15 protein-coding genes and 1 tRNA gene are annotated in these 23,255 nt (G+C 63.7%); 6 read left to right on the forward strand and 10 right to left on the reverse strand.

Going from position 1 to position 23,255, the window contains the following annotated elements:
* Positions 1-119: 119 nt before the first annotated feature.
* Positions 120-374, reverse strand: coding sequence for a hypothetical protein (locus RFM40_RS16360; protein ID WP_320226417.1), 255 nt, complete (start codon positions 372-374; stop codon positions 120-122).
* A gap of 556 nt (positions 375-930) precedes the next feature.
* Here RFM40_RS16360 and RFM40_RS16365 point away from each other — a divergent pair.
* Both RFM40_RS16365 and RFM40_RS16370 read left to right on the forward strand, forming a co-directional pair.
* Positions 931-2,793 carry an ABC transporter ATP-binding protein gene (locus RFM40_RS16365; RefSeq protein ID WP_320226416.1) on the forward strand — a complete coding sequence of 621 codons (1,863 nt, stop codon included), beginning with the start codon at positions 931-933 and terminating at the stop codon, positions 2,791-2,793.
* On the forward strand, positions 2,793-4,685 hold the full coding sequence (locus RFM40_RS16370) for an ABC transporter ATP-binding protein (RefSeq protein WP_320226415.1): 1,893 nt from the start codon (positions 2,793-2,795) through the stop codon (positions 4,683-4,685). Before RFM40_RS16365 ends, RFM40_RS16370 begins: the two co-directional genes overlap by 1 nt.
* 116 nt (positions 4,686-4,801) lie before the next feature.
* On the opposite strand, the gene RFM40_RS16375 is transcribed toward RFM40_RS16370, so the two are convergent.
* Both RFM40_RS16375 and RFM40_RS16380 read right to left on the reverse strand, forming a co-directional pair.
* Positions 4,802-4,878 (reverse strand) — tRNA-His (locus RFM40_RS16375).
* Positions 4,879-5,221: 343 nt separating this feature from the next.
* On the reverse strand, positions 5,222-5,686 hold the full coding sequence (locus RFM40_RS16380; protein ID WP_320226414.1) for a phasin: 465 nt from the start codon (positions 5,684-5,686) through the stop codon (positions 5,222-5,224).
* 246 nt (positions 5,687-5,932) lie between these two features.
* Here RFM40_RS16380 and RFM40_RS16385 point away from each other — a divergent pair, with 246 nt between their 5' ends.
* Entirely contained in the window at positions 5,933-9,676 is a 3,744-nt protein-coding gene (locus tag RFM40_RS16385) for a PAS domain S-box protein (protein ID WP_320277806.1), read from the forward strand.
* 246 nt (positions 9,677-9,922) lie between these two features.
* Here the strand turns inward: RFM40_RS16385 and RFM40_RS16390 are convergent, their stop codons facing one another.
* Positions 9,923-11,881, reverse strand: coding sequence for an acetoacetate--CoA ligase (locus tag RFM40_RS16390; RefSeq protein ID WP_320226412.1), 1,959 nt, complete (start codon positions 11,879-11,881; stop codon positions 9,923-9,925).
* 263 nt (positions 11,882-12,144) lie between these two features.
* Here RFM40_RS16390 and RFM40_RS16395 point away from each other — a divergent pair, with 263 nt between their 5' ends.
* Positions 12,145-14,049, forward strand: a complete 1,905-nt coding sequence (locus tag RFM40_RS16395; protein ID WP_320226411.1) for an AsmA family protein — start codon at positions 12,145-12,147, stop codon at positions 14,047-14,049.
* Between the two features lie 113 nt (positions 14,050-14,162).
* On the opposite strand, the gene RFM40_RS16400 is transcribed toward RFM40_RS16395, so the two are convergent.
* The 6 genes from RFM40_RS16400 to RFM40_RS16425 form a co-directional block, all read right to left on the reverse strand.
* Positions 14,163-14,981, reverse strand: a complete 819-nt coding sequence (locus RFM40_RS16400; RefSeq protein ID WP_320226410.1) for an ABC transporter permease subunit — start codon at positions 14,979-14,981, stop codon at positions 14,163-14,165.
* Entirely contained in the window at positions 14,978-15,943 is a 966-nt protein-coding gene (locus RFM40_RS16405; RefSeq protein WP_320226409.1) for an ABC transporter permease subunit, read from the reverse strand. The genes RFM40_RS16400 and RFM40_RS16405 overlap by 4 nt, the downstream gene beginning before the upstream one ends.
* A 9-nt stretch (positions 15,944-15,952) precedes the next feature.
* A complete protein-coding gene (locus tag RFM40_RS16410) occupies positions 15,953-17,092 on the reverse strand; it encodes an ABC transporter ATP-binding protein (protein WP_320226408.1) in 1,140 nt (379 codons plus the stop codon).
* 92 nt (positions 17,093-17,184) lie between these two features.
* On the reverse strand, positions 17,185-18,282 hold the full coding sequence (locus tag RFM40_RS16415; protein ID WP_320226407.1) for a polyamine ABC transporter substrate-binding protein: 1,098 nt from the start codon (positions 18,280-18,282) through the stop codon (positions 17,185-17,187).
* A 340-nt stretch (positions 18,283-18,622) separates the two neighbouring features.
* Positions 18,623-19,573, reverse strand: a complete 951-nt coding sequence (locus RFM40_RS16420) for a DMT family transporter (protein WP_292372007.1) — start codon at positions 19,571-19,573, stop codon at positions 18,623-18,625.
* A 168-nt stretch (positions 19,574-19,741) separates the two neighbouring features.
* Complete coding sequence (locus RFM40_RS16425; RefSeq protein WP_320226406.1) at positions 19,742-21,190, reverse strand: helix-turn-helix domain-containing protein; 1,449 nt, start codon at positions 21,188-21,190, stop codon at positions 19,742-19,744.
* 246 nt (positions 21,191-21,436) lie between these two features.
* On the opposite strand from RFM40_RS16425, the gene aceA reads away from it, so the two are divergent.
* On the forward strand, positions 21,437-22,726 hold the full coding sequence (gene aceA, locus RFM40_RS16430) for an isocitrate lyase (protein ID WP_320226405.1): 1,290 nt from the start codon (positions 21,437-21,439) through the stop codon (positions 22,724-22,726).
* Positions 22,727-22,778: 52 nt separating this feature from the next.
* Entirely contained in the window at positions 22,779-23,021 is a 243-nt protein-coding gene (locus RFM40_RS16435) for an SMc00767 family acetate metabolism repressor (protein ID WP_059186117.1), read from the forward strand.
* The last annotated feature ends 234 nt before the right edge of the window (positions 23,022-23,255 follow it).

A 23,255-nucleotide genomic window follows, 5' to 3' on the forward strand; every position in this document is an offset into this window, starting at 1 on the left:
GCTTCTGATTTTACGCATGTCTTTGTCCCGAAACCGGTTCCCACTTTCGGGAGACATGCTTTAAGCCAGACGCTCGGCTCGTTTGCAGGAGAATGCCGGGTTTCCGGCGGGCCGGTGTCTTACTCGGACGGCTTGTCCGGCTGCGTTTCGTGTTCGTTCTCCTCGGCGACTTCCTCGAGACGCGATGCGATCAGTTCCTTGATGTCGCCGACCTCTTCCTGGATGTCCTCAAGAAGAATGCCTTCCTCGGCTGCCTGGGCGCAGCACTCCTTGGCGAGGGTTTCGGCCTGCTTCTCGATCCTGGTCGGCGAATGCGGGCACTGGACTTTCTCGCCAATCCATCCGCGCAAGAATTCGATCGCATGTTCACTCATACTGCTTCTTCCCTAGCGGCAATGCCGGTTGGTAGTCATGAACGCCCCCATCCCGCTAACGGATGCACGCCCCATTGGAACCCGAGTCGGCCTCGACCGGCAAGACATCTTGCCCGAGATCCACACAGCGGGAGAAATGGGGGGTTCAGGGAACACGTTCTGATCGGTGAGGATGATGATGCTTGGCCAGGACCGTCAAAGATCCGCACTATTGCTTCTGTTTGCTTTTTCCCGGTTTTTCGAACCGATTTCCGTCACAATACGCAACGCATTTACGGCGATCTCGCAGGCGCACGCAAGGGCGAGAAGCCGAAAGCCGCCGCTATATAGTGATATCCTCAGACAATGTCGACTCCGCTCGCGGTCCTGCTTCTTTCCGCCGCGTCAGGCAAGGCAACCATCGGATCGGAAGCCTATAGTCGCCTTCAACAGGCACAGTGCGATGCCTTCATTGGCCCTTGAACGCTCAAGTCGGGCACGCGTAACATCACATCGCTCAAACTGAGTCTGTTTCATTCGTCCGGGCTAATGTCCGGATCGGTTTGGATATTTTCCTTTGCATACGGATGCAAAAAGCAGCGCGCCGGAGCGCGGCAAGTCCTTTGCCCATGTGGCGGAAGCCTCCTGGGGCAAGGGGCTCAGCACCCTGCTGCGCATCATGCGCATGACGCTGCGCCATCCCTGGCAAGTCGCGATCACCATCGTCTCGACCTTCATTGCCGCGACGCTGCAGCTTCTTATTCCACGCCTGCGGGGGCGCGCCATCGATCAGGCGCAAGGCGTGATGGCCGTGGGCGCCGGCACTGCTGCGGAACAGGCGCTTTGGAACACGGCGCTTACACTCTTGGTCGTCAGCGTGCTGCGCGGCCTCTTCACCATGGCGCAGAACTACTATGGCGAGGCCGTCGGCCATCGGACCGGCTATGAGCTGCGCCTGGCGTTCTATGAGAAGATCCAGCGGCTGAGCTTTGCCTTCCACGACCGGGTCCATACCGGCGATCTGATTACGCTCGGGCTGCTTGATCTCGACGGCGTGCGCATGTTCTTTTCCACCGGCGTCCTGCGCGTGGTCCTGCTCGGCGTGCTGATCGGCGTCGGCGCCTATCTGCTAATCAGCACCGATCTCGTGCTCGGGCTGCTCAGCCTGAGCTTTGTGCCGTTCGTCGCCTGGCGATCCTCCGTCACCCAGCTGAGACTGCGCGGCACCTGGCTGACGCTGCAGGAGCGCCTGTCGGTGCTGAGCCGGGTGATGGACGAGAATCTCGGCGGCATCCGTGTCGTGCGCGCTTTTGCTGCGCAGCGCCATGAGCTCAAGAAATTCGACCGCGCCAAGCAGGATGCGCTGGACCTCGCCAACCAGCGCGTCGATATCCGCGTCAGCAACACCAGCGCCATGAACTTCTCGTTCCTGGCGGCCATGGGCCTTGTGCTCTGGTTCGGCGGCCAGAAGGTGATGTCGGGTCAAATCAGCGTCGGCACGCTGGCTCAGTTCCTCACCTTCATGACCATCCTGCAGATGCCGGTGCGCCAGCTTGGCCTGATGGTCAACTCGTTCGCACGCGCCTCGACCTGCGGCACGCGGCTGTTCGAGCTGCTCGACACCGAGCTCGACATCAAGGACGTGCCGGGCGCCAGGGAGCTCGTCGTCACCGAAGGCGTGCTGCGCTTCGACGATGTCGGCTTCTGTTATGCAGGTTCAACCGGGCGGCCGACATTGTCGGGCATTTCCTTCGAGGCCAGGCCCGGCCAGACCATCGGTATTGTCGGCCCGCCCGGCAGCGGCAAGTCGACCATCGCGCATTTGATCCCGCGCTTCTACGACGTGACCTCGGGCACTATCACCATCGACGGCCAGGACATCCGCGCGGTCACACTGCAGTCGCTGCGCAAGGCGGTGGGCGTCGTGCAGCAGGACGCGTTCCTGTTCACGACCTCGATCGAGAACAACATCGCCTACGGCAATCCCTGGGCCCGCGAGACCCGTATCGGCCAGGCCGCAGAGTATGCCCAGTTGCACAACTACATCATCGGGCTTCCGGCCGGCTACACCACGATCGTCGGCGAACGCGGCGCCTCACTTTCCGGCGGCCAGCGGCAGCGCCTGACCATCGCCCGCAGCCTGATGCTGCGGCCTTCGGTGCTGGTCTTCGACGATTCCACCGCGGCCATCGATGCCGGCACCGAACAGCGGATCCGGGCGGCGATGAAGCGCTTCGCCAAGGATCGCGTGACGCTGATCATCTCGCACCGGCTGGGCTCGCTGATGCATGCCGACCAGATCCTGTTCGTCGAGGGCGGTAGGATCGTCGAACGCGGCACACATGAGGAATTGTTAGCCTTGGGCGGACGCTATCGCGCGCTCTACGACCTGCAGCTGCGACCCGACGACGACCGGCCCGCAGCACTGGGAGCCGCGTGATGTCGGACCCGCGCGACGACGAGAAGGAAGATACCAGCGGGCGTCCGGCGAAGGCGGTCGTCGGCTCGCACCGCGACGAGGAGGAGGTTTTCGGCAAGGCCTATGATCCGCGCGTCGTGCGGCGCATCTGGAGCTTCGTGAGGCCGTACCGGACCCGGATCTTCATCTCGGTCGCCGCGGTGCTGGTGTTCACGCTGACACAATTGGCGATCCCGCTGATCATCCGCTACGCCATCGACCACGGCATGGCGACGGGCAGACTGGACCGGTCGGTGATGGCCTGGGCGACCGCCGCTTTCTCGGCGGTCATCCTTATGAATTATGCGGCGAGCTACGTGCAGGAAAGCGTCGTCGGCAAGGTGGCCGAGAACGTGCTCTCCGACCTGCGCCGCGCCATGTTCGGCCATCTGCAGCGGGTCTCGCTGAGCTTCATGGACAAGACCGAGGTCGGCCGGCTGATGTCGCGCCTGCAGGGCGACGTCAATTCGATGCAGGAGTTCCTCGAAACGTCCGTCATGTCGGTGGGCGACATCGTGCTCTTGTTCGGCATTGTCAGCGTGCTCTTGTGGCTCGATTTCCGGCTCGGGCTGCTGACGCTTTCGACCATGCCGATGCTGTTCATCGTGCGCCTGTTCTGGCTGCCGCGCGCCAAGGTCGCCTTCATGGCCGCGCACGAAACCAACTCGATCGCCAATGGCGCGCTGGCCGAAGGCATTCACGGCGTGCGCACCGTGCAAAGCCTCGAGCGCCAGCATGTCAATTTCGACCTCTATGACGAGAAGGTGCTGGCCAATCTCAATGCCCATCTGAGGTCGGCCAAATATGCGCAGGTGATGGTGCCGATCGTCGATGCGCTGACCGGCATGGCCATGGCGACGGTCATCGTCGTCGGCGGTTCGATGGTGCTGTCGCACGGCCTCGACGTCGGCGTCATGGTGGCGTTCCTGTTCTACATCCAGCGCTTCTTCGACCCCATCCGCTCACTGACCATGCAGTACAGCGTCATGCAGCGCGCCATGGCCTCGGGACAGCGCATCTCCGAAGTGCTCGACGTGCCGGTGGACGTCAGCGACAGGCAAGGCGCGGTAGCCCTGTCGCGCGAAATGGACGGATCGGTCGAGTTCAGGAACGTCACCTTCGGCTACCGGCGGAACCAGCCGGTGCTGAAGAACGTCAGCTTCCGCGTCAATCCGGGCGAGACCGTAGCACTTGTCGGTCCGACCGGCTCGGGCAAGTCGAGCTCCATGGCGCTGGCGCATCGCTTCTACGATGTGTGGTCGGGTCAGGTTCTGGTCGGCGGGCACGACGTGCGCGACCTGACACAGGATTCGCTCGGCGAACAGATGGCGATGGTCTTGCAGGAGCCGTTTCTGTTTTCCGGAACGGTGCTGGAAAACATCCGCTACCACAAGACCGGCGCGACCCGAGAGGAGGTGGTCCGCGCGGCAAAGGCCGTGGGCGCGCACGACTTCATCGAGCATCTGCCCGACGGCTACGACACCGAGCTCAAGCAGCGCGGCGGCAATCTCTCGCTCGGCCAGCGGCAGTTGATCAGCTTCGCGCGGGCGCTGGTGGCCGACGCCAAGATCCTTGTGCTCGATGAGGCCACTGCCAGCATCGATTCCTACACCGAGATGCTGATCCAGAAGGCGCTGGTAAAGCTGCTGGAAGGCCGGACCGGGCTCGTCATCGCCCACCGGCTGGCCACCATCCGCGGCGCCGACCGCATCATCGTGCTGCAGAACGGCGAGATCGTCGAAAGCGGCAACCACGATCAATTGATGGAACGAAAGGGCCTCTACGCCCGCCTCTACAACATGAACTACGCCTCGTTCGACGACATTTCGGAGGAGAAGATGGGAATGGACGCGGTGGCCGGCAAAGCGACGTGAGCGTCAGAGGGATTCGGCTTTTTGCTGGAACCAATGAGCCGCTCTGATATTTGTTTCACGCAATTCCGGACGGAAAACCGCGGCGCACTTTTCCTGGAATTGCTCTAAGAAGGCGATGGTACCGTTGGCTGGGCTCGAACCAGCGACCCCCAGATCCACAATCTGGTGCTCTAACCAACTGAGCTACAACGGCACATCCGCCTGAGCGCAACCCGAGAAGAAATCATTCTCCGCGTCGGCTCTGTCGTCGGCGATGCGTCCAATACGGGCTATCAGAGTCTAATTCAAGGCCTTTGATGAGGCAAAGGCCGGCTCAGTGCACCGGGCACCATTTATCCAGGCAAAAGAAAAGGCCGGCGGGAGGAGGTGCCGGCCTTTTCCTGTTACGAGCCAGCGGGAGGAGGAGCTGGCTGGTCACCCCGGAGAGAGAAGGGAGGAGGTTTCGCCCTCCGGGTATTCATCCAATCAAATCGTCGCACATCTATTTGTCTGACGAAATGCGACGTTTTGATGCATCGTAAGGTTGCGACCTGGAATCAGGCCGCCTTGCTGTCCTTGAACGCCTTCTCGAAAGCGGTCTTCACTGGCTTGGAGACGTCCTCGACGGCCTTGGAAGCAACGGTCTGGAAGTCCTTGGCCTGCTCGACGGCCATCTCGGCACGCTTGCGCAGGAAGGCGGTCTGCAGCTCGACGACCTCGGAGAGCGTCTTGGCGCCGACCAGGGCTTCGAGATGCGAGAAGCTGGCCTCGGCGTTGGCGCGCAGGATGGCGATGGACTTGAGCGACAGGTCGCTGGAAACGGTCTTGGCGGTCTCGTAGGTCGACTCCAGAACCTTCTGGGTCTCCTCGGCGCTGTTCTTCAGCTTGGCATAGGCCTCTTTCGACTGCTCGACGCCCTTCTCGGCGAAGGCGCGGATCTGATCGGTGGCCTTGGAAGCGTCGAAGCTCGGGAATTCAATGTTCTCGATGGTCTCAGCGGTCTTCGTGGTCGTCTTGGACATTTTCCAACCTTTCAGGGGCAGCGGCTTTGACAGAAAGCCGTCTCGTTCATGCATGATGGCAATATAAAGGCAAATTTTGTGCATTGCAATATCTTTGTTGCAGCGCACCATAAAAATTGCCCGACCGTTAACCACGAGCCCAGAGATTTCGGCCGATGCACGGCATGGCTTGTGGACCTTCGCTCCGTACGCTTTTATTAACAAAGCGTTAACCGAAATGCCCGCTTGCGGAGGGTTCGCCAGCGCATGCCGCCTGAAAATTACTCCTTCCTCGACGTCGCCGTGCTCGATGCGGTGCGCCAGCGCTTTGCCGCCGGCGACGCGCTTGCCATATTGTCGGCCGACCTCGAGCAGGTGATCTGGGCCAACGGGCCAGGTGCCGCGGTGTTCGGCTATCCGGATATCGAGGCCATCATCGGCGCCTCGGCACAATTGCCGCTGATCGCCAGGCGGCAGATCATGGCGACCAGCGGCTTTCCGGACATCGGCAGCGACCGCGCCATCACCGTCAGGCTGGCGACCGGCATAGTGAGCCGTGCCGTCGGCTTGCTCGCCAGCACGGTTACGATGCCGGACGGCGAAAAGGCGATCATGCTGGCGATACCGGCGGCGCAGACCGGTTCGCGCAGTGCGGACGAAATCGCCAGCCGCGCCATCGGCGGCTTCACCGAGGCTGGGCATTTCATTGCCTTCGTCGATGCCCAAGGCCAAATCGAGGCGGCTTCGGAGGGTTTTATAGCGCTCGGCATCAAGCCGGAGACCCTGGCTGCCCTTGTCGCGGACGTGGCAAGCGCTGGAGACCGCATCGTCAAGCGCCTTGTTCCCGGTGCAAACGCCTCCTACCCGGCCGGTTTCGCGCGGCTCACCGACCAGCGCCATCTGCTGGTGGTGATCGACGAGGATCAACTCGACGACCGGCAGGACGACCGGCCTAGCAGCGATCGGGCGGCAGCGTCGGAAAGCGCGTCCACCATCTCCGAAGACAAGAGCGCCGCCACCGAAGCCGAGCCCGCCCGCGAGAACGATACCAGCACCGAGGCAGGCAAGCAGGCTGCCGATACCGGCCCCGCGCAGCATGACCATTGGTATTTCAACGCCGGCGGCGACGAGGCGGGGCGGCCCGAACCGGAAGCGCCGGCACGGGTCGAACCGACGGATGCCGCGGCCGAAAGCCAGCAGGACGCCGCCGAATCCGCGCCGCCGGCAGAGCCGGCCGCGGCTCGCAATATCGACCGTTCGGCGCCGCCGCTGCGTTTCGTCTGGCGCACCGACGCCGAAGGCAAGTTCAGCGCGCTGTCGCCGGAATTTGCCGACATCGTCGGCAAGCCGGCCGCCGATGTGATCGGCCGGCGCTTCAGGGACGTCGCCACGACTTTCGGTCTCGACGCATCGGGCGAGATCGCCACCCTGCTCGAGCGGCGCGATACCTGGTCGGGGCGCTCGGTGCTTTGGCCGGTGGCTGGCATGGACCTGAAGATCCCCGTCGATCTGGCGGCGCTGCCGGTCTATGGCCGCAGCCGCGCCTTCGAGGGTTTTCGCGGCTTCGGCGTCGCGCGCAGCGCCGACGCTGTTGTCGATCCGGAAGCGCTGGGCATGGCGCTTGTGCCCAATGGCTCCGCACCGGCCAAACCCGAACCTGCCGCCGGGCAGCCGGCGGCCGAGCCGCCAAAGCCCGCCGACCCGTTCCAGGGCGAGGTGCCGGCGCTGACCATCGTGCCGAAGCCGGAGCGGCGCTATGCCGACAAGGTGATCCGGCTGGCCGAGCACAGGCAGCCGGCCAACGACAAGCAGCAGGGAGATGACAGGCAGCAGGGAAATGACAAGGGTCTGTCGATCCTCGAGCGCAGCGCCTTTCGCGAGATCGGCGAGCGGCTGCGGAAGGACAGTTCCGGCCCGGCTGAGCCGACGACTGGCGAAACCGCCGGCGCTGAAAAGCAGCCCGATGAGACCGCGCCCGCCGGCAAGGCCGGTCCCGCGGCCGAGCAGCCGAAGGCCGGCGAAAGGAAGACCGGCGAATACGATCTGAAGGCGCCCGACGCGACCGGGAATGAGCCTGCGTTGCGGGAAGACAACCAAGCGCAGCCCGAGGCCGAAGCCGTCGAGACAGCTGAGGCGCAGACCGAGGCGGAGGATCAGAAAGACCTGGCTCGGCTCGACGGCATCGACGACACTTCCGAGACTGCCGGTGGCGAAGACGAAACGGCACCCGGGTCCGGTTCGCTGCTCAACTATGCCGGGCGCGAGAACACCGCCGATGAACCGCCGGCCGAGGCGCCTGACGCTGGCGCTGACGACGACAGCATGACCGCCGACGATTTTCGCGACGCGGAAGACAGCGAGGACTGGGCCGGCTCCGACAGCGCCCTGCCTGAAGCTGGACAGCCCGGCGAAGGCAAAGCGGCGTTACCGGAACGGCCGCGCCTCACGGTGCCGCTGCTCAAGCTCGAAGGCTTCGTGCCATCGGCTTTCTCCACCGGGGAGGAATCCAGGGCGCCCGACACGTCGATCATCGCCAGGCTGCCGGTGCCGCTGCTCATCCATTCCGGTGATGTGCTGCATTACGCCAATGCGGCGTTCCTCGAGCTCACCGGCTATGACACGCTGGAGGACCTTGCCGATGCGGGCGGGCTGGGCGCGCTGTTCGCCGACCATTACGCCGACGATGGCGAGACCGACGAAAGCGACCGTTCGCTGAAGCTCACGACCCGCCAGGGTCAGGAATTCCCGATCGATGCGCTGTTGCGTTCCGTGCCGTGGCGCGGCGGCAAGGCGCTGATGCTGGTGGTGCGCCGCTCGGGCGAGGACGAGGCGCCGGCGGCGCATTTCAGCGCGGCGAATGACGAGCCGAGCCAGCAGCCGGACGTTTCGGAGCTCAAGTCGCGCATCGCCGAAATGCGCACCATCATCGACACCGCCACCGACGGCGTGGTGCTGATCGGCCGCGACGGCAATATCCGCTCGATCAGCCGTCCGGCGGAAGCCCTGTTCGGCTTCGACAGCGACGAGATTGCCGGCAAGCCGTTTGCCTCGCTGTTCGCCATCGAAAGCCAGCGCGCGACGCGCGACTATCTCGCCGGTCTTTCCGAGCCGGGCGTGGCGAGCCTGCTCAATGACGGTCGCGAGGTCATCGGGCGCGAGGCGCAGGGGCGCTTCATTCCGCTGTTCATGACCATCGGCAGGCTGCCCAACGACAGCGGCTTCTGCGCCGTGGTGCGCGACATCACACAGTGGAAGCGCGCCGAGGAGGACCTCACCCAGGCGCGCGCCGTGGCCGAGCGCGCCTCCTCGCAGAAGACGGATTTCCTCGCCCGCATCAGCCACGAGATCCGCACGCCGCTCAATGCCATCATCGGCTTTTCCGAACTGATGGTGGACGAGAAATTCGGCCCGGTCGCCAACGACCGCTACCGCGACTATCTGCGCGACATCAACCGTTCGGGCAATCACGTGCTCGACCTCGTCAACGACCTCTTGGATATCTCCAAGATCGAAGCCGGCCAGCAGGAGATGGCCTACGAGGCGGTGTCGCTCAACGACACGCTGGCCGAGACGGTGGCGATGATGCAGCCGCAGGCCAACCGCGAGCGCGTCATCATCCGCTCGAGCTTCGCCTCGCGGCTGCCCGAAGTGGTGGCGGATTTGAGAAGCGTGCGCCAGATCGCGCTCAACATCCTGTCCAACGCCATCCGCTACACGCAGGCCGGTGGCCAGGTGATCGTGTCGACAGCCTACGAGGCTTCCGGCGACGTCGTCATGCGGGTGCGCGACACCGGCATCGGCATGACCCAGGCCGAGATCGAGCAGGCGCTGAAGCCGTTCAAGCAGATCAATGCGCTGAAGCGCGGCCGCGGCGACGGCACCGGGCTCGGGCTGCCGCTGACCAAGGCGATGGTGGAGGCCAACCGCGCCCGATTCGCCATCACCTCCACGCCCGGCGAAGGCACGCTGGTCGAGGTCGGCTTCCCCTCGACGCGCGTGCTGGCCGAATAGTCGAGCCCAAAAGAAAAAGGCGTCCAATGGACGCCTTGAAAGATGGGATTGCTGTCACAACGGGGGCTTGAGCGAATCTGAACCTCAGGGGACGAGGAACGGGATTTCTCCCTCAAGTTACACGCGACTATCGGCGCCGTCCCTTAACAAGTCCTTACCGGGGGCCGAAAAAATTTACGAATGTGTACCACTCGTGAAATCTAGGTAAATTCGGGAGATAGATTTCGTTAACCATGTGCCAGCGCTCTAATCGGCCAGCTGCGGCAGGTTCCTGAACAGCTCCAGTGCCTCCGGGTTGGCGAGCGCTTCCTTGTTCTTGATGGCGCGGCCATGCACGACGTCGCGCACGGCGAGCTCGGTGATCTTGCCGGATTTGGTGCGCGGGATGTCGGTCACCGCGACGATCTTTGCCGGCACATGGCGGGGGCTGGCACCGGTGCGGATCCTGGCGCGGATGCGCTTTTCCAGATCTTCGTCGAGGCTCACGCCGGCGGCCAGCCGCACGAACAGCACAACGCGCACGTCATTGTCGAAATCCTGGCCGATGCACAGCGCCTCCAGGATTTCCGGCATCTGCTCGACCTGGTTGTAGATCTCCGCCGTGCCGATCCTCACCCCACCCGGATTGAGCGTGGCGTCCGAGCGGCCATGGATGATCATGCCGCCATGCGCCGTCCATTCGGCGAAGTCGCCATGGCACCAGATATTGTCGAAGCGCTCGAAATAGGCCGCGTGATATTTCTTGCCTTCCGGATCTTTCCAGAAGCCGATCGGCATCGACGGGAAGGCTTTCGTGCAGACGAGCTCGCCCTTCTCCTGCCGGATCGGCTTGCCGTCGTCGTTCCACACATCGACGGCAAGGCCGAGACCCGGTCCCTGGATCTCGCCGGTCCAGACCGGTTCTATCGGCACGCCGAGCACGAAGCAGGAAACGATGTCGGTGCCGCCTGAGACAGAGGCCAAGTGCACGTCCGTCTTGATGCCGTCATAGACGAAGCGGAAATCCTCCGGCGACAGCGGCGATCCCGTGGACGAGATGGTGCGCACGCTCTCGAGGTCATGGCTCGTGATGGGCTTCAGCCCCGCCTTGCGGACGGAATCGATGAATTTCGCCGAAGTGCCGAAATGGGTCATCTCCTCCGCATCGGCGAAATCGAACAGCACGTTGCCGTCAGGATAGAAGGGCGAGCCGTCATAGAGCAGAAGCGTCGCCCCCGAGGCGAGGCCCGAGACCAGCCAGTTCCACATCATCCAGCCGCAGGTGGTGAAGTAGAAGAAGCGATCGCCGTCGAGCAGGCCGGCATGCAGGCGATGCTCCTTGACATGCTGGATCAATGTGCCGCCGGCCGAATGCACGATACATTTCGGGATCCCAGTGGTGCCGGAGGAGAACAGAATGTAGAGCGGGTGCGAAAACGGCAGCCGCTCGAAGATGAGCGCTTTGGCGGCGAAGGGCTCTAGCGCCTCTTCCAGCGCCGCTGCCTTGTCGATGGTGGCGGCGACATCGGAAGATGTGCCGAGATAGTCGACGATCAGCACCTTGCCCACGGTCGCGAGTTTCTCGGCCACCGCCCGGACCTTGTCGGCGACCTCGATCGCCTTGCCGTTGTACCAGTAGCCGTCGGGCGCGATGAAGACGACCGGCTCGATCTGGCCGAAACGGTCGAGCACGCCCTGTTCGCCGAAATCGGGCGAGCAGGAGGACCAGACCGCGCCGATCGACGCTGCGGCCAGCATGGCGGCGACCGTCTCGGGCATGTTGGGCATCATGGCGGCGATGCGGTCGCCCTCTCTGACTCCAAGCGACAGGAACAGCTGCTGCAGGCGCGAGGTGAGCGCGTTGAGCTCGTTCCAGGACAGCCTGCGCTCTACCTTGTCCTCGCCGCGAAAGACGATGGCCAGACCGCCGCCTGTCTTCTTCAGGAGGTTCTCGGCGAAATTGAGCTTCGCGTCGGGAAAGAAGGCCGCGCCCGGCATCTTCTCGCCGTCGATAAGCGCCCGCTCGCCTTTGTCGCCGACAAGCCCGCAAAAATCCCAGACCAAGCTCCAGAACGCCTCGCGATCGTCGATCGACCAGCGATGCAGCTCGGCATAGCTGGAGAAAGCCGCCCCTGACTTCGCAGCCGCGGCCTTCATGAAGGCGGTCATGGGCGCGGAGGCGATACGGTCCTGCGTCGGCGTCCACAAGGGGGTGTCGGCGGCCATCATCGTTCCTCCCAAAGCGCGTCGCGATTGCGGCAGTTAAGCCTGATGTCGCCTGCGTCGTTGTCCCAAAACCGGCGTGGCATTTGCGGGCCGGACGGGTTTATCGCTTATGCATACCGCAGCGCAGCGGAGCAAGATTTTGTTGGAATGGCCGACAAGGATACGGCGCAAATGCCATCGCAGGGCCATAAAGACTTGAAAAGCGTCGGCGCTCGGTTACACCCGTCGGGCGATTTGTCGGCAATGGAAGCATACGGGGCGAAATGCCATCATCTTTGATCCGGCGCGGGGTATGGGTGATCGGTGTTGCGGTGCTGGTCATCGCGCTGGCCGTCGCCGCCCTGCCGCTGATTGCCTCGACGCGGATCGTGCGCGACCGCATCGCCTGGGAATTGAGCGCCTGGAGCGGTTTTCGCGTGACGATCGACGGCTCGCCGCGCATCGAGGTGTGGCCGAAGTTCCGGGCAATCCTCAGCGACGTGACGCTGTCGCAATGGACAGAGACCGACGCGCCGCCGGTGGTCGAAGCCGAGCGTGTCGAAGTCGACCTCTCCGCCATGGCCGCCCTGCAAGGCGACGTGGCATTCTCGACGGCAAGACTGGTGCGGCCGACGATCAGGGTCGAGCGCACGGCGAGCGGCCTCTATTTGCCGCCTCGGCCTTCCGGCGGCCGCATCACGCGCTCGATCGACACGGCGCGCGGCGTGGTCACCGCGAACCCGCAGAAACCCGACCTCGGCAGACTGCCTTCCGATCCGTTCGGCACCGTCGAGTTCCGCGACGGCCGTGTCGTGACCTCGGTGGGCGGCAAGGACACCGAGATCCTGAGCAGCCTCAGCGGCCAGGTGAACTGGGCGGCGATGAACAGTGACGCCACCCTTACGGCGACCGGCATATGGCGCGGCGAAAGCGTCCAGATCGACTTTTCCTCGGCGAGGCCGCTGGTGCTGTTTGCCGGAGGTGTCGCGCCCGTCACGCTCGCCTTCAAGGCGGCGCCCGCCACCCTCTCCTTCGACGGCGTGGCGTCGATGTCGGAGAACGCCTATCTGGACGGCCAGGCGAAATTCACTGCTCCGTCGCTCAGACGCCTGCTTGAATGGTCACAGGCCGGCATCGCGCCTGGCGCCGCGATCGGCTCCGTCTCGGTCGCGAGCAAGGTGACGGCGTCGGCGGGACGGGCGAAATTCGAGAACACGACGGTGGCGCTGGACAACAACCCCGGCATGGGAGCGCTGGACTTTTCGTTCAGCGAGGCCCTGCCCGTCATTTCCGGCACGCTTGCCTTCGACACGCTCGATCTCAGATCGTTCCTTTCCGCCTTCACACCGATCACTCCCACCGGCGAAGCAGGCCCCGGCGAGATCGACACCAGCTTCGCCGACAAGATCAACCTCGATCTCAGGCTGTCGGCGGCGCACGCCACTGTCGGCCCGATACAGCTCGCCGATGTCGCCGCGACCGCGCAGGTCAAGAACGGGCTTGCCGTCTTCGACATCTCCGACGCCTCTGCCTTTAATGGCAACATCCAGAGCAGCCTGCGTTTCGACCGTAAGCCGGACGGCACCCAGGTTGAGTTGCGGCTTTTGGCGTCGGATGTCGACACCGGCGCCTTCGCCACCGCGGCCGGGATGACGCGGCTGATGCCGGCCGGCACCGGAACCGTCTCGATCATCCTCAAGGGGCCGGGCAAGGCCTGGGACTCGATCTTCGAGAACGCTGACGGATCCTTCTCGGCGACGTTCGGGCCGGGCTCGCTCAACGGCCTCAACCTGCCTGCCTTCCTCAAGCGCAACGAACAGGGCGGGTTCTTCGCGCTTGACGATGTCGCCGACGGCTCGCTGCCGATCGACGGCGCCGAGATCAAGGCAAGCATCTCGAAAGGCGTGGCGCGGCTGGACAAGGCCGAGGTCAATTCCCAGAAGTACAAGATCTGGCTTTCCGGCATCGCCTCCTATAGCGGGCGCGGCCTGGCGCTGTCCGGCGGCATCATCCCGAACGGACAGCCTGCGCAACAACAGCCCGCACAGCAGCCGGCGCAGCAACCAGCCGCCGGTGGTCAGGCGCCCGTGCAGGCACCGCCGCCCCCAAAGCAGTCGCTGTTCTTCGTTGGCGGCAACTGGAGCACGCCGTTCATCTCGCCGATCAGCCGGGGCGTTTCAGGCCAATAAGGCAATTGCCTAAAGCAGGTTGCGTGAAAAAGGATTCACGCGACCTGCTTTAGGTTCTTGATTTTTAAGCATGTCTTCGTCCGGAAACCGGGCCCACTTTCGGGAGACAAGCTTTAACCGCGTTGCGCGGCCTGCTCGTCGCGCTGGCGCTGGACCTCGCGGCGCTTGTTGGCGATCGAGGCGATGATAACGCCGATCGCGACCACCGCGATCAGGATGGTGCAGGCGGCGTTGATCTCCGGCGTCACGCCAAGGCGCACCTGGCTGTAGATCTTCATCGGCAATGTCGTTGCGCCAGGGCCGGAAGCGAAGCTGGCGATGACCAGGTCGTCGAGCGACAGCGTGAAGGCCAGCATCCAGCCTGAGATGATCGCCGGCATGATGACCGGCAAGGTGATCTGGAAAAAAGTCTTCACCGGCGGCGCGCCGAGGTCCATGGCGGCCTCCTCGAGCGAACGGTCGAAGGAGACCAGGCGCGACTGCACGACGACGGCCACGAAGCACATGGTGAAGGTGATGTGGGCGAGCGTCACCGTAAAGAAGCCGCGGTCGAGCCCGACCGCCACGAACAGCAAGAGCAGCGATAGGCCGGTGATGACTTCCGGCATGACCAGCGGCGCAAAGACCATGCCGGAAAAAAGCACCCGCCCCTTGAAGCGCGTATAGCGCGTGAGCGTGATCGCGGCCAGCGTGCCGAGCACGGTCGCAACGGTGGCCGAGATGACGCCGACACGCGCGGTCACCCAGGTGGCGTCCATCAGGCCCCGGTTGTGGAACAGCGAGACGTACCATTTGGTCGAGAAGCCGCCCCAGACGGTGACGAGCTTCGATTCGTTGAAGGAAAAGACGATCAGCAGCACGATCGGCAGATAGAGGAAGGCAAAACCGAGCACGATCGAGGTGATGTTGAAGCGGCTCCAGGTGGCGTTCATTTGCCTTGCTCCTGGGCGCGCGCCTGGGCCTGCTGGAAGAACATGATCGGGACGGTCAGCACCAGGAGCAGAATGACCGCCACCGCCGACGAGACCGGCCAGTCGCGGTTGGCGAAGAACTCGTTCCACAGCGTCTTGCCGATCATCAGCGTCTGCGAACCGCCGAGAAGGTCCGGGATGACGAATTCGCCGACGGCCGGGATGAACACCAAAAGGCAGCCGGCGATGACACCCGGCAGCGACAGCGGGAAGGTGATCTTCCAGAAGGCGCCAGTCGGCGGGCAGCCAAGATCCTGCGCCGCCTCGATCAGCGAATAGTCCATCTTCTCCAGCGACGAATAGAGAGGCAGCACCATGAAGGGCAGGTAGGAATAGACGATGCCGATGAAGATCGCGGTGTAGGTGTTGAGGATGACCAGCGGCTGGCTGATGAGGTGCAACGACAGAAGCACCTGGTTGAGCAGCCCTTCCGGCTTGAGGATGCCGATCCAGGCATAGACGCGGATCAGGAACGAGGTCCAGAACGGCAGGATCACCAGCATCAGCAAGGTCGGGCGTACTGTCGCCGGCGCGCGCGCCATGCCGTAGGCGATCGGATAGCCGACGATCAGTGTCAGCAGCGTCGAGATGGCGGCGATGATGAGGCTCGTCACATAGGCGTTGAAGTAGAGCGCGTCCTGGGTCAGCCAGGTGTAGTTGTCGAAGTTCAGCTCGCGGAAGCCTGCGAAGAATCCCGAAATACCATCGCTGAAATCGAGCACGGGCGTGTAGGGCGGCATCGAGATCGCCGTCTGCGACAGCGAGATCTTGAAGACGATGATGAACGGGACGAGGAAGAAGAACAGCAGCCAGAGATATGGGATGATGATGACCAGGCGCTCGACGAAACCCTTCGCCAGCCTGGCCGGCAATGCTGCAGCGGTTGCGGTCGGTGGAGAAGCCGTGGCGGCGATGTTGGTCATGGCCCGCTCCTATCTGGTCAGCACGACGCCGGCATCCGGCCGGAAGGAAACCCAGGCGCGGTCGTTCCAGGTCAGCGGATCCTCGGTGACGCGCGACGCGTTCAACGCGCTTGCCCGCACGATCTGCCCGTCGTCCAGCTTGATGTGATAGACGGTCATGTCGCCGAGATAGGCGACATCGTAGATCTCGCCCTCCAGGGCGTTGACGGCGTCGGCCGGCTTCTTCGACGAGACCTTGATCTTCTCCGGCCGGATCGCGAAGACGATGTCGGCGCCGTTGGCGGTGTCGGCGGCGTTCTCGACGACGATCTGCGCCCCGGTCGCGCCGGTGATGCGCGTCGTATTCGCCGCCCGCTCGGCGACCTTGCCTTCGAACATGTTCACATTGCCGACGAAATGCGCGACGAAGCGCGAGGTCGGGGCCTCATAGACTTCCGCCGGTGTGGCGACCTGCATCACCTCGCCCTTGTCCATGATGGCGATGCGGTCGGCCATGGTCATGGCTTCTTCCTGGTCGTGGGTGACGACGACGAAGGTGAGGCCAAGCTCCTGCTGCAGGTCCATCAGCTCGAACTGCGTCTCCTCGCGCAGCTTCTTGTCGAGCGCGCCGAGCGGCTCGTCCAGAAGAAGCACCTTCGGCCGCTTGGCGACCGAGCGGGCGAGCGCGACGCGCTGGCGCTGGCCGCCGGAAAGCTGATGCGGCTTGCGCTTGGCGAACTGCTCGAGCTTGACCAGCCGCAACATCTCGGCGACGCGCTTTTCGATATCGGGCGCGGGCATGCCTTCCTGCTTGAGGCCGAAGGCGATGTTCTTCTCCACCGTCATATGCGGAAACAGTGCATAGGACTGGAACATCATGTTCACCGGCCGCTTGTAGGGCGGGATGCCGCGCAGGTCCTGGCCGTCGAGCAGGATGCGGCCTGCCGTCGGCTCCTCGAAGCCGGCGAGCATCCTGAGCAGGGTCGACTTGCCGCAGCCCGAGGCGCCAAGCAGGGCGAAGAACTCGCGCTCGAAGATGGTCAGCGACAGACTGTTGACCGCGGTGAAGTCGCCAAACTTCTTGGTCACCTTGTCGAACTGGATGTATGGCTTGGCGCTTGGATCACTCCATGGCGCGAAATCCCTGCGGATGCTGCCAAGCGATTTCATGTCCCCACTCCGTTCTTGTTCTTGGTGCTTCTTGTTGGCGTTTCAAAAGAAGGCGACCCCGGCAGTTGGCTGCCGGGGTCGCCTCTCGACGCTTATTGGCCGGTGACGATCTTGGTCCAGGTGCGCGTGATGACCCGCTGCGTCTTGGGATCGTATGGCTGCACGGTATAGAGCTTCTTGGTCGTCTCCTCGTCCGGATAGACCGAGGTGTCTTCGAGCAGCGCCTTGTCGACGAACTGCTGCGAGGCCTTGTTGCCGTTGGCGTAGAGCACGTAGTTCGACGACTTGGCGATGACTTCCGGCGTCATCATGTAGTTGATAAACTCAAGCGCCTCGGCGACATGCGGCGCATCGGCCGGGATCGCCATCTGATCGAACCACATCTGGGCGCCTTCCTTCGGCACCGAATAGCCGATCTCGACGCCCTGCTTGGCTTCCTCGGCGCGGTTGCGCGCCTGGAACACGTCGCCCGACCAGCCCACCGCCAGGCAGATGTCGCCGTTGGCTAAGGCATTGATGTATTCGGACGAGTGGAACTTGCGGATATAGGGCCGGACCTTCAGCAGCGCTTGCTCGGCCTTGGCGATATCGTCGGGCGAGGTGCTGTTCGGGTCGAGGCCGAGATATTTCAGCGCCGCCGGAATGATGTCGGCCGGCGAATCCAGCACATAGACGCCGCAATCCTTCAGCTTGGCCAGGCTCTCCGGATTGAAGAACACGTCCCAACTGTCGACCTTGTCGGTGCCAAGTGCCGCCTGCACCTTCTTGACGTTGTAACCGAGGCCGACCGTGCCCCACATGTAGTTGACCGAGTACTCGTTGCCCGGATCGTACTTGGCGGTGCGCTCCAAAATGACATCCCACATGTTGGAGATGTTGGGCAGCTTCGACTTGTCGAGCTTCTGGAACACGCCGGCCTGGATCTGGCGCGCAAGGAAGTTGGCGCTGGGCACGACGACGTCGTAGCCGCTGCCGCCGGCCAGCAGTTTCGTCTCCAGGATCTCGTTGGAATCGAAGGTGTCGTAGACGACCTTGATGCCGGTTTTCTTGGTGAAGTCGTCGATGATCGAGCTGTCGATATAGTCCGACCAGTTGTAGACGTTGACGACACGGTCGTCGGCATGGCCGCCTACCGTGAAGAGCGTCAGGAATGCCGAAGTCGCCGAAAGCAAAAGCGCTTTGCGGATCATAATGTTCTCCTTTGGTGAGTGTTCCCGTGCCGGCTCGTCGCGATATGGGCGCGGGACGGCGTTTGGTTCAGACTATTGGGCTTTCCGGGGAGCGCCAAGCGCGCGCGCCTGGCGGTGCGCCGGACCGTTGAGTGGTGGTTGTGGCCCGTGCATCCCTCCCAGGAAGATGTTCGGGCAGCGTCAGCGGCGTTCGCCGCGGCGGATGCAGAAATATGACGATGCGGTCCGGCCCCGGTGAGGCCGGCGGAGACACTTGGCAAGATACGCCTGTCTTGTTGTTGCCGTAATTGCAGCCTGCCCGGCCGGCAACGGGGTTGTCAATGGGGAAGACTCTGCGGCGTCAATTGGGAGACGGCAGGCCGGTGACGCCCGGCCGCTCGGGACGCGTCTGCCGCTTGAATTCAAACCCGACATGGACAAGCAGCGCCGTGACGACGACGGCGCCGCCGATGATGGTGCGCACCGACGGGACCTCGGCATGGACCAGCCAGACCCAGATGGGCCCAAGGATCGGCTCGAACGTGCCAAGCAGCGCCGCAACGGCGGCCGGAACGAGCCGCGCCCCCATCGCGAAAAAGGCGAGCCCGACGCCAAGATTGAGGACGCCGAAGGCGAAGAGGAAACCCATGTCGCGCCCGGAAACGGCGAATTCCGAAGCTTGCGAGGCAGCGAATACGCCGGCAAGCAACGCAGCAAGGCAATTGGCCGGCACCATGCGCACATGCGCGAAACGGCGCGTGATGACGGTCGCCACCGAAAACATCACCGCAATCAGCAGAGCCAGCCCGTCGCCGATCGGCGAGACGGCGCCGCCAAGGGATTCCGAGACCATGATGGCGACGCCGGTTATGACCGCGGCAATGGCGATCCAGGTGGCCGGGCTCACGCGCTCGCGAAACAATACCCAGGCAAGCAGGGCAGCCAGAAGCGGCACGCCGGCCTGCATCAGCAGGATGTTCGCGACCGTCGTGTAGGCAAGCGCCACCACGAAGCTCGTCGAGGCAGTGGCGAAACAGAGAGCGACGCCGAGCCCGGGCAGCCCCATGCCGCGGAACAGTTTCAAGGTGCCGCGCCCGCCGTCGCGCCAGAGCATGAAGGCGATGAGGAAGGCCACCGCCCAGAGCGAGCGCCAGAACACCACGGTCCAGCTGTCGCCGACATGGATGAAGCGGGCGATGGTGCCGCCGAAACTCCACATCAGCGCCGACAGGAAGACCAGCAGCATGCCGATCCGCTCCTCGCGCGGCGAGACGGCAGGCAAGGCAACGCGGGGCGAGGCGGTATCGGTCATGGATGGGACTGTCAGCGATTTGCGGGCGGCACGATCCACCAAGGACGACCAGACTATATGCCATTCGCGTAGCGCAAATACTGAAGCGCGGCGTGATCCAGCATCCGCTGAAATGTAGGACAAAGCCCAATGGCGCCCGCTGAATGCGCTACACGCTTAGCGGCGGCACTATCCCTGGAAATCGAAGGCGCTGAGGCCCGTCACCATCTCGTCGAGACCGAGCGGGCGGGTCACCGGCGGCTCGGCGCGCGCCAGGCAGCCGACGCGCTCGCAGAGCCTGCAGGCCGGGCCGACCGGCGTCGCGAATGCCGGGCCCTGCGCGGCCTTGCTGGCGGACGGTCCGGGCAGCGCCGCGCTGTAAACGATCTCGTCGCGAAAGCCGACGTCGCAGCCGAGCAGAAGCGCGGTGCGCCGCGGCCGCTCGGAGAACGCGCCTTGCGGCCCTTCGAGCGTGCGGGCGATGCAGAGGAACTCGGCGCCGTCCGGCATTTCCACCGCCTCGACCAGGATGCGGCCCGGTTGTGAAAAGGCGGCGTGGACGGGAAGCTTCGGACAGGCGCCGCCGAAGCGGCTTTGCGGATAGCCCAGGCTGCCCGCCTTGCGGAAGCGATTCCCCGCATTGTCGACCTCCAGCATGAAGAACGGCACGCCAGAGGCGCCGGGCCGCTGCAGCATGGTCAGGCGGTTTGCCGCCTGTTCGAAGGACACGCCGAAGCGCGAGCGCAAGACGTCGATGTCGTAGCGGGCGCGCACAGCCGCCGCATGGAAGGCCTGATAAGGCATCATCAGCGCATGCGCGGCATAGCGGCCAAGCTCGAAGCGGGCGAGCCGGCGCGCCTCGTCGCTGCCCAGCTTCAACGCCTGGACCTCGCCCGCCACGGCCACCGTCATGCGCATCAGGCTCGCCTCCATGGCGACCTCGCGCAACTGATCGAAGGGGGAGAGCCGCTCGGACAGGAACAGGCGCTGCGAATGGCGGTCGTAGCGCCTGCGCCAGTTCGGCATGGTGGCGACCGGCAGCACCTTGACCACGATGCCGTGCTCGCGCCTCAGCCAGTCCTTCAGCGCGCCGAACAGGTCGTCTCCGGGATCGAGCACCGAAATGAAGGCCTCGGCTTCCTCCTCCAGCGTCGCGAAATGGTTCGGCCGACGCTCGAAGGTCTCGTGCACTTCATCGACCGGCAGGCGGGTGCCGGACAGGGCGGTCGCCCTGCCCTCCCGCGCCAGGAGCTCGTTGAGATCCGATAGCCGCTCTGCCTGCTCGCGATAGGCGCGAAACAATTTCACCATCGCGGCGGAAGCGTTGGGAGCAATTTCGGCGAGATCGATCAGTTCCTGGTCGCCCGGCAGTTCGCCGGCCAGCAGCGGATCGCCGAACACTTCCTTCAGCGCCGCAATCGACCCTTTGGTCTCGCCCTGCAATTCGTGCGGGTCGATCTTGTAGACGGAGGCCAGCTTGAGGATCAGCTGCACCGTCAGCGGCCGCTGGTTGCGCTCGATGAGGTTGAGGTAGGACGGCGAGATGCCCAGCCCTTCGGCCATCGCCGTCTGGGTGAGGCCCTTGGCGTTGCGAAGCCGGCGGATGCGCGGTCCGGCGAAGATTTTCTGGTCGGCCAATCGGCTGCCCTTGACAAGATTTTACACGAAATGGCGCGACCTGCGGCCAACCGCCTTTTACAATCGTGACAAATTTACTGCGCTCGCCTGTCAAACACAATACAGGTTTTCCCTTATTTTCGCGTGTAATATCCGGTTTTCCTGGCCCTTTTTGCACCCCGATGTAAACGATGTCACACGTCAACGGCGCCGAATGACTCCCACGAACGCGCCATCCGAGCAAAGCAGACCGACCTGGAGCAACCGATGACTGATTTTTACAACCTTGTCCCGTCCGCGCCGGAAGGCCGTTTCGACGGTATCGAACGGCCCTACTCGCCGGAGGATGTGAAGCGGCTGCGCGGCTCGGTCCAGATTCGCCACACGCTTGCCGAAATGGGCGCGAGCCGGCTGTGGAAGCTCATCCACGAGGAGGATTTCGTCAACGCGCTCGGCGCCATGTCCGGCAACCAGGCCATGCAGCAGGTCAGGGCGGGGCTGAAGGCGATCTACCTGTCGGGCTGGCAGGTCGCGGCGGACGCCAACACCGCGTCCGCCATGTATCCGGACCAGTCGCTTTATCCGGCCAACGCGGCGCCTGAGCTGGTCAAGCGCATCAACCGCACGCTGCAGCGCGCCGACCAGATCGAGACGTCCGAAGGCCAGGGACTTTCGGTCGAGACCTGGTTCGCGCCGATCGTGGCCGACGCCGAGGCGGGCTTCGGAGGCCCACTCAACGCCTTCGAGATCATGAAGGCTTTCATCGAGGCTGGCGCGGCGGGCGTCCACTACGAGGACCAGCTGGCGTCGGAGAAGAAGTGCGGCCATCTCGGCGGCAAGGTGCTGATCCCGACCGCGGCGCATATCCGCAACCTCAACGCGGCTCGGCTCGCGGCCGACGTGATGGGCACGCCGACGCTGGTGGTGGCGCGCACCGACGCCGAGGCGGCAAAGCTGCTCACCTCCGACATCGACGAGCGCGACCGGTCTTTCGTCGATTACGATGCCGGCCGCACCGTCGAAGGCTTCTACCATGTCAGGAACGGCATCGAGCCCTGCATCGCGCGCGCCGTCGCTTATGCACCGCATGCGGACCTGATCTGGTGCGAAACCTCGAAGCCGGATCTTGAGCAGGCAAGGAAGTTCGCCGAGGGCGTGCACAAGCATCATCCCGGCAAGCTGCTCGCCTACAACTGCTCGCCGTCGTTCAACTGGAAGAAGAACCTGGACGACGCCACCATCGCGAACTTCCAGAAGGAGCTCGGCGCCATGGGCTACAAGTTCCAGTTCATCACGCTGGCCGGCTTCCACCAGCTGAACTTCGGCATGTTCGAGTTGGCCCGCGGCTACAAGGACCGCCAAATGGCGGCCTATTCGGAACTGCAGGAAGCCGAGTTCGCAGCGGAGGCCCACGGCTACACCGCGACCAAACATCAGCGCGAGGTCGGCACCGGCTATTTCGATGCCGTCTCGATGGCGATCACCGGCGGCCAGTCTTCGACCACCGCCATGCATGAGTCGACCGAGCACGCCCAGTTCAGGCCGGCGGCCGAGTGACGACAACATTGAGAGGAAACGCCCGAAGGGCATTACGTCAGGGAGAAGACCAATGGCATCTATAAGCCGCGTCAAGGAACGGGCCGAAGAACAATCGAGCGCAATGAGCGTCGATCAGCAGGCGACGATCCGCATGCTGGCCAACGACCTGCACAGACTGAACCAGTCGGTGATGAAGGCAGTCGAGGCAGGCGTGTCCGTGGAACTGGTGCGTTCGGCCAGGCACCATGGTGGGGACGGCAACTGGGGTGATCTTTTGATCCCGGTGATCGTCACCCACCAGAACCACGGTTGACGCAACGTCAACAATCTTCCGCGAGTGTCTCCCGCGCGCTATACGTTCGGGAGACTTTCGGTTTTTTCGAATTCCGCTTGTGGTGACGGGGAGAACTTGCACCGAATTTTAGCAATTCTTGTTATATTCTCATTTTCCACTATTTCTGCTTGACACCGCTGGCGATCTCACGCCAATTGCGCTCAGGTTTCAACCCTGCATTGAACCAGAGCACCCGCCCAACATGTCTCCCGC

It is taken from the genome of Mesorhizobium captivum, assembly GCF_033977165.1.
GTDB lineage: Bacteria > Pseudomonadota > Alphaproteobacteria > Rhizobiales > Rhizobiaceae > Mesorhizobium > Mesorhizobium captivum.

Bases quoted from the DNA above. Each gene is read 5' to 3' on its own strand.
- RFM40_RS16360 (WP_320226417.1), bottom strand. From the start codon at position 374: ATGAGTGAACATGCGATCGAATTCTTGCGCGGATGGATTGGCGAGAAA.
- RFM40_RS16370 (WP_320226415.1), top strand. From the start codon at position 2,793: ATGTCGGACCCGCGCGACGACGAGAAGGAAGATACCAGCGGGCGTCCG.
- RFM40_RS16380 (WP_320226414.1), bottom strand. From the start codon at position 5,686: ATGTCCAAGACGACCACGAAGACCGCTGAGACCATCGAGAACATTGAA.
- RFM40_RS16385 (WP_320277806.1), top strand. From the start codon at position 5,933: ATGCCGCCTGAAAATTACTCCTTCCTCGACGTCGCCGTGCTCGATGCG.
- RFM40_RS16390 (WP_320226412.1), bottom strand. From the start codon at position 11,881: ATGGCCGCCGACACCCCCTTGTGGACGCCGACGCAGGACCGTATCGCC.
- RFM40_RS16395 (WP_320226411.1), top strand. From the start codon at position 12,145: ATGCCATCATCTTTGATCCGGCGCGGGGTATGGGTGATCGGTGTTGCG.
- RFM40_RS16400 (WP_320226410.1), bottom strand. From the start codon at position 14,981: ATGAACGCCACCTGGAGCCGCTTCAACATCACCTCGATCGTGCTCGGT.
- RFM40_RS16405 (WP_320226409.1), bottom strand. From the start codon at position 15,943: ATGACCAACATCGCCGCCACGGCTTCTCCACCGACCGCAACCGCTGCA.
- RFM40_RS16410 (WP_320226408.1), bottom strand. From the start codon at position 17,092: ATGAAATCGCTTGGCAGCATCCGCAGGGATTTCGCGCCATGGAGTGAT.
- RFM40_RS16415 (WP_320226407.1), bottom strand. From the start codon at position 18,282: ATGATCCGCAAAGCGCTTTTGCTTTCGGCGACTTCGGCATTCCTGACG.
- RFM40_RS16420 (WP_292372007.1), bottom strand. From the start codon at position 19,573: ATGACCGATACCGCCTCGCCCCGCGTTGCCTTGCCTGCCGTCTCGCCG.
- aceA (WP_320226405.1), top strand. From the start codon at position 21,437: ATGACTGATTTTTACAACCTTGTCCCGTCCGCGCCGGAAGGCCGTTTC.
- RFM40_RS16435 (WP_059186117.1), top strand. From the start codon at position 22,779: ATGGCATCTATAAGCCGCGTCAAGGAACGGGCCGAAGAACAATCGAGC.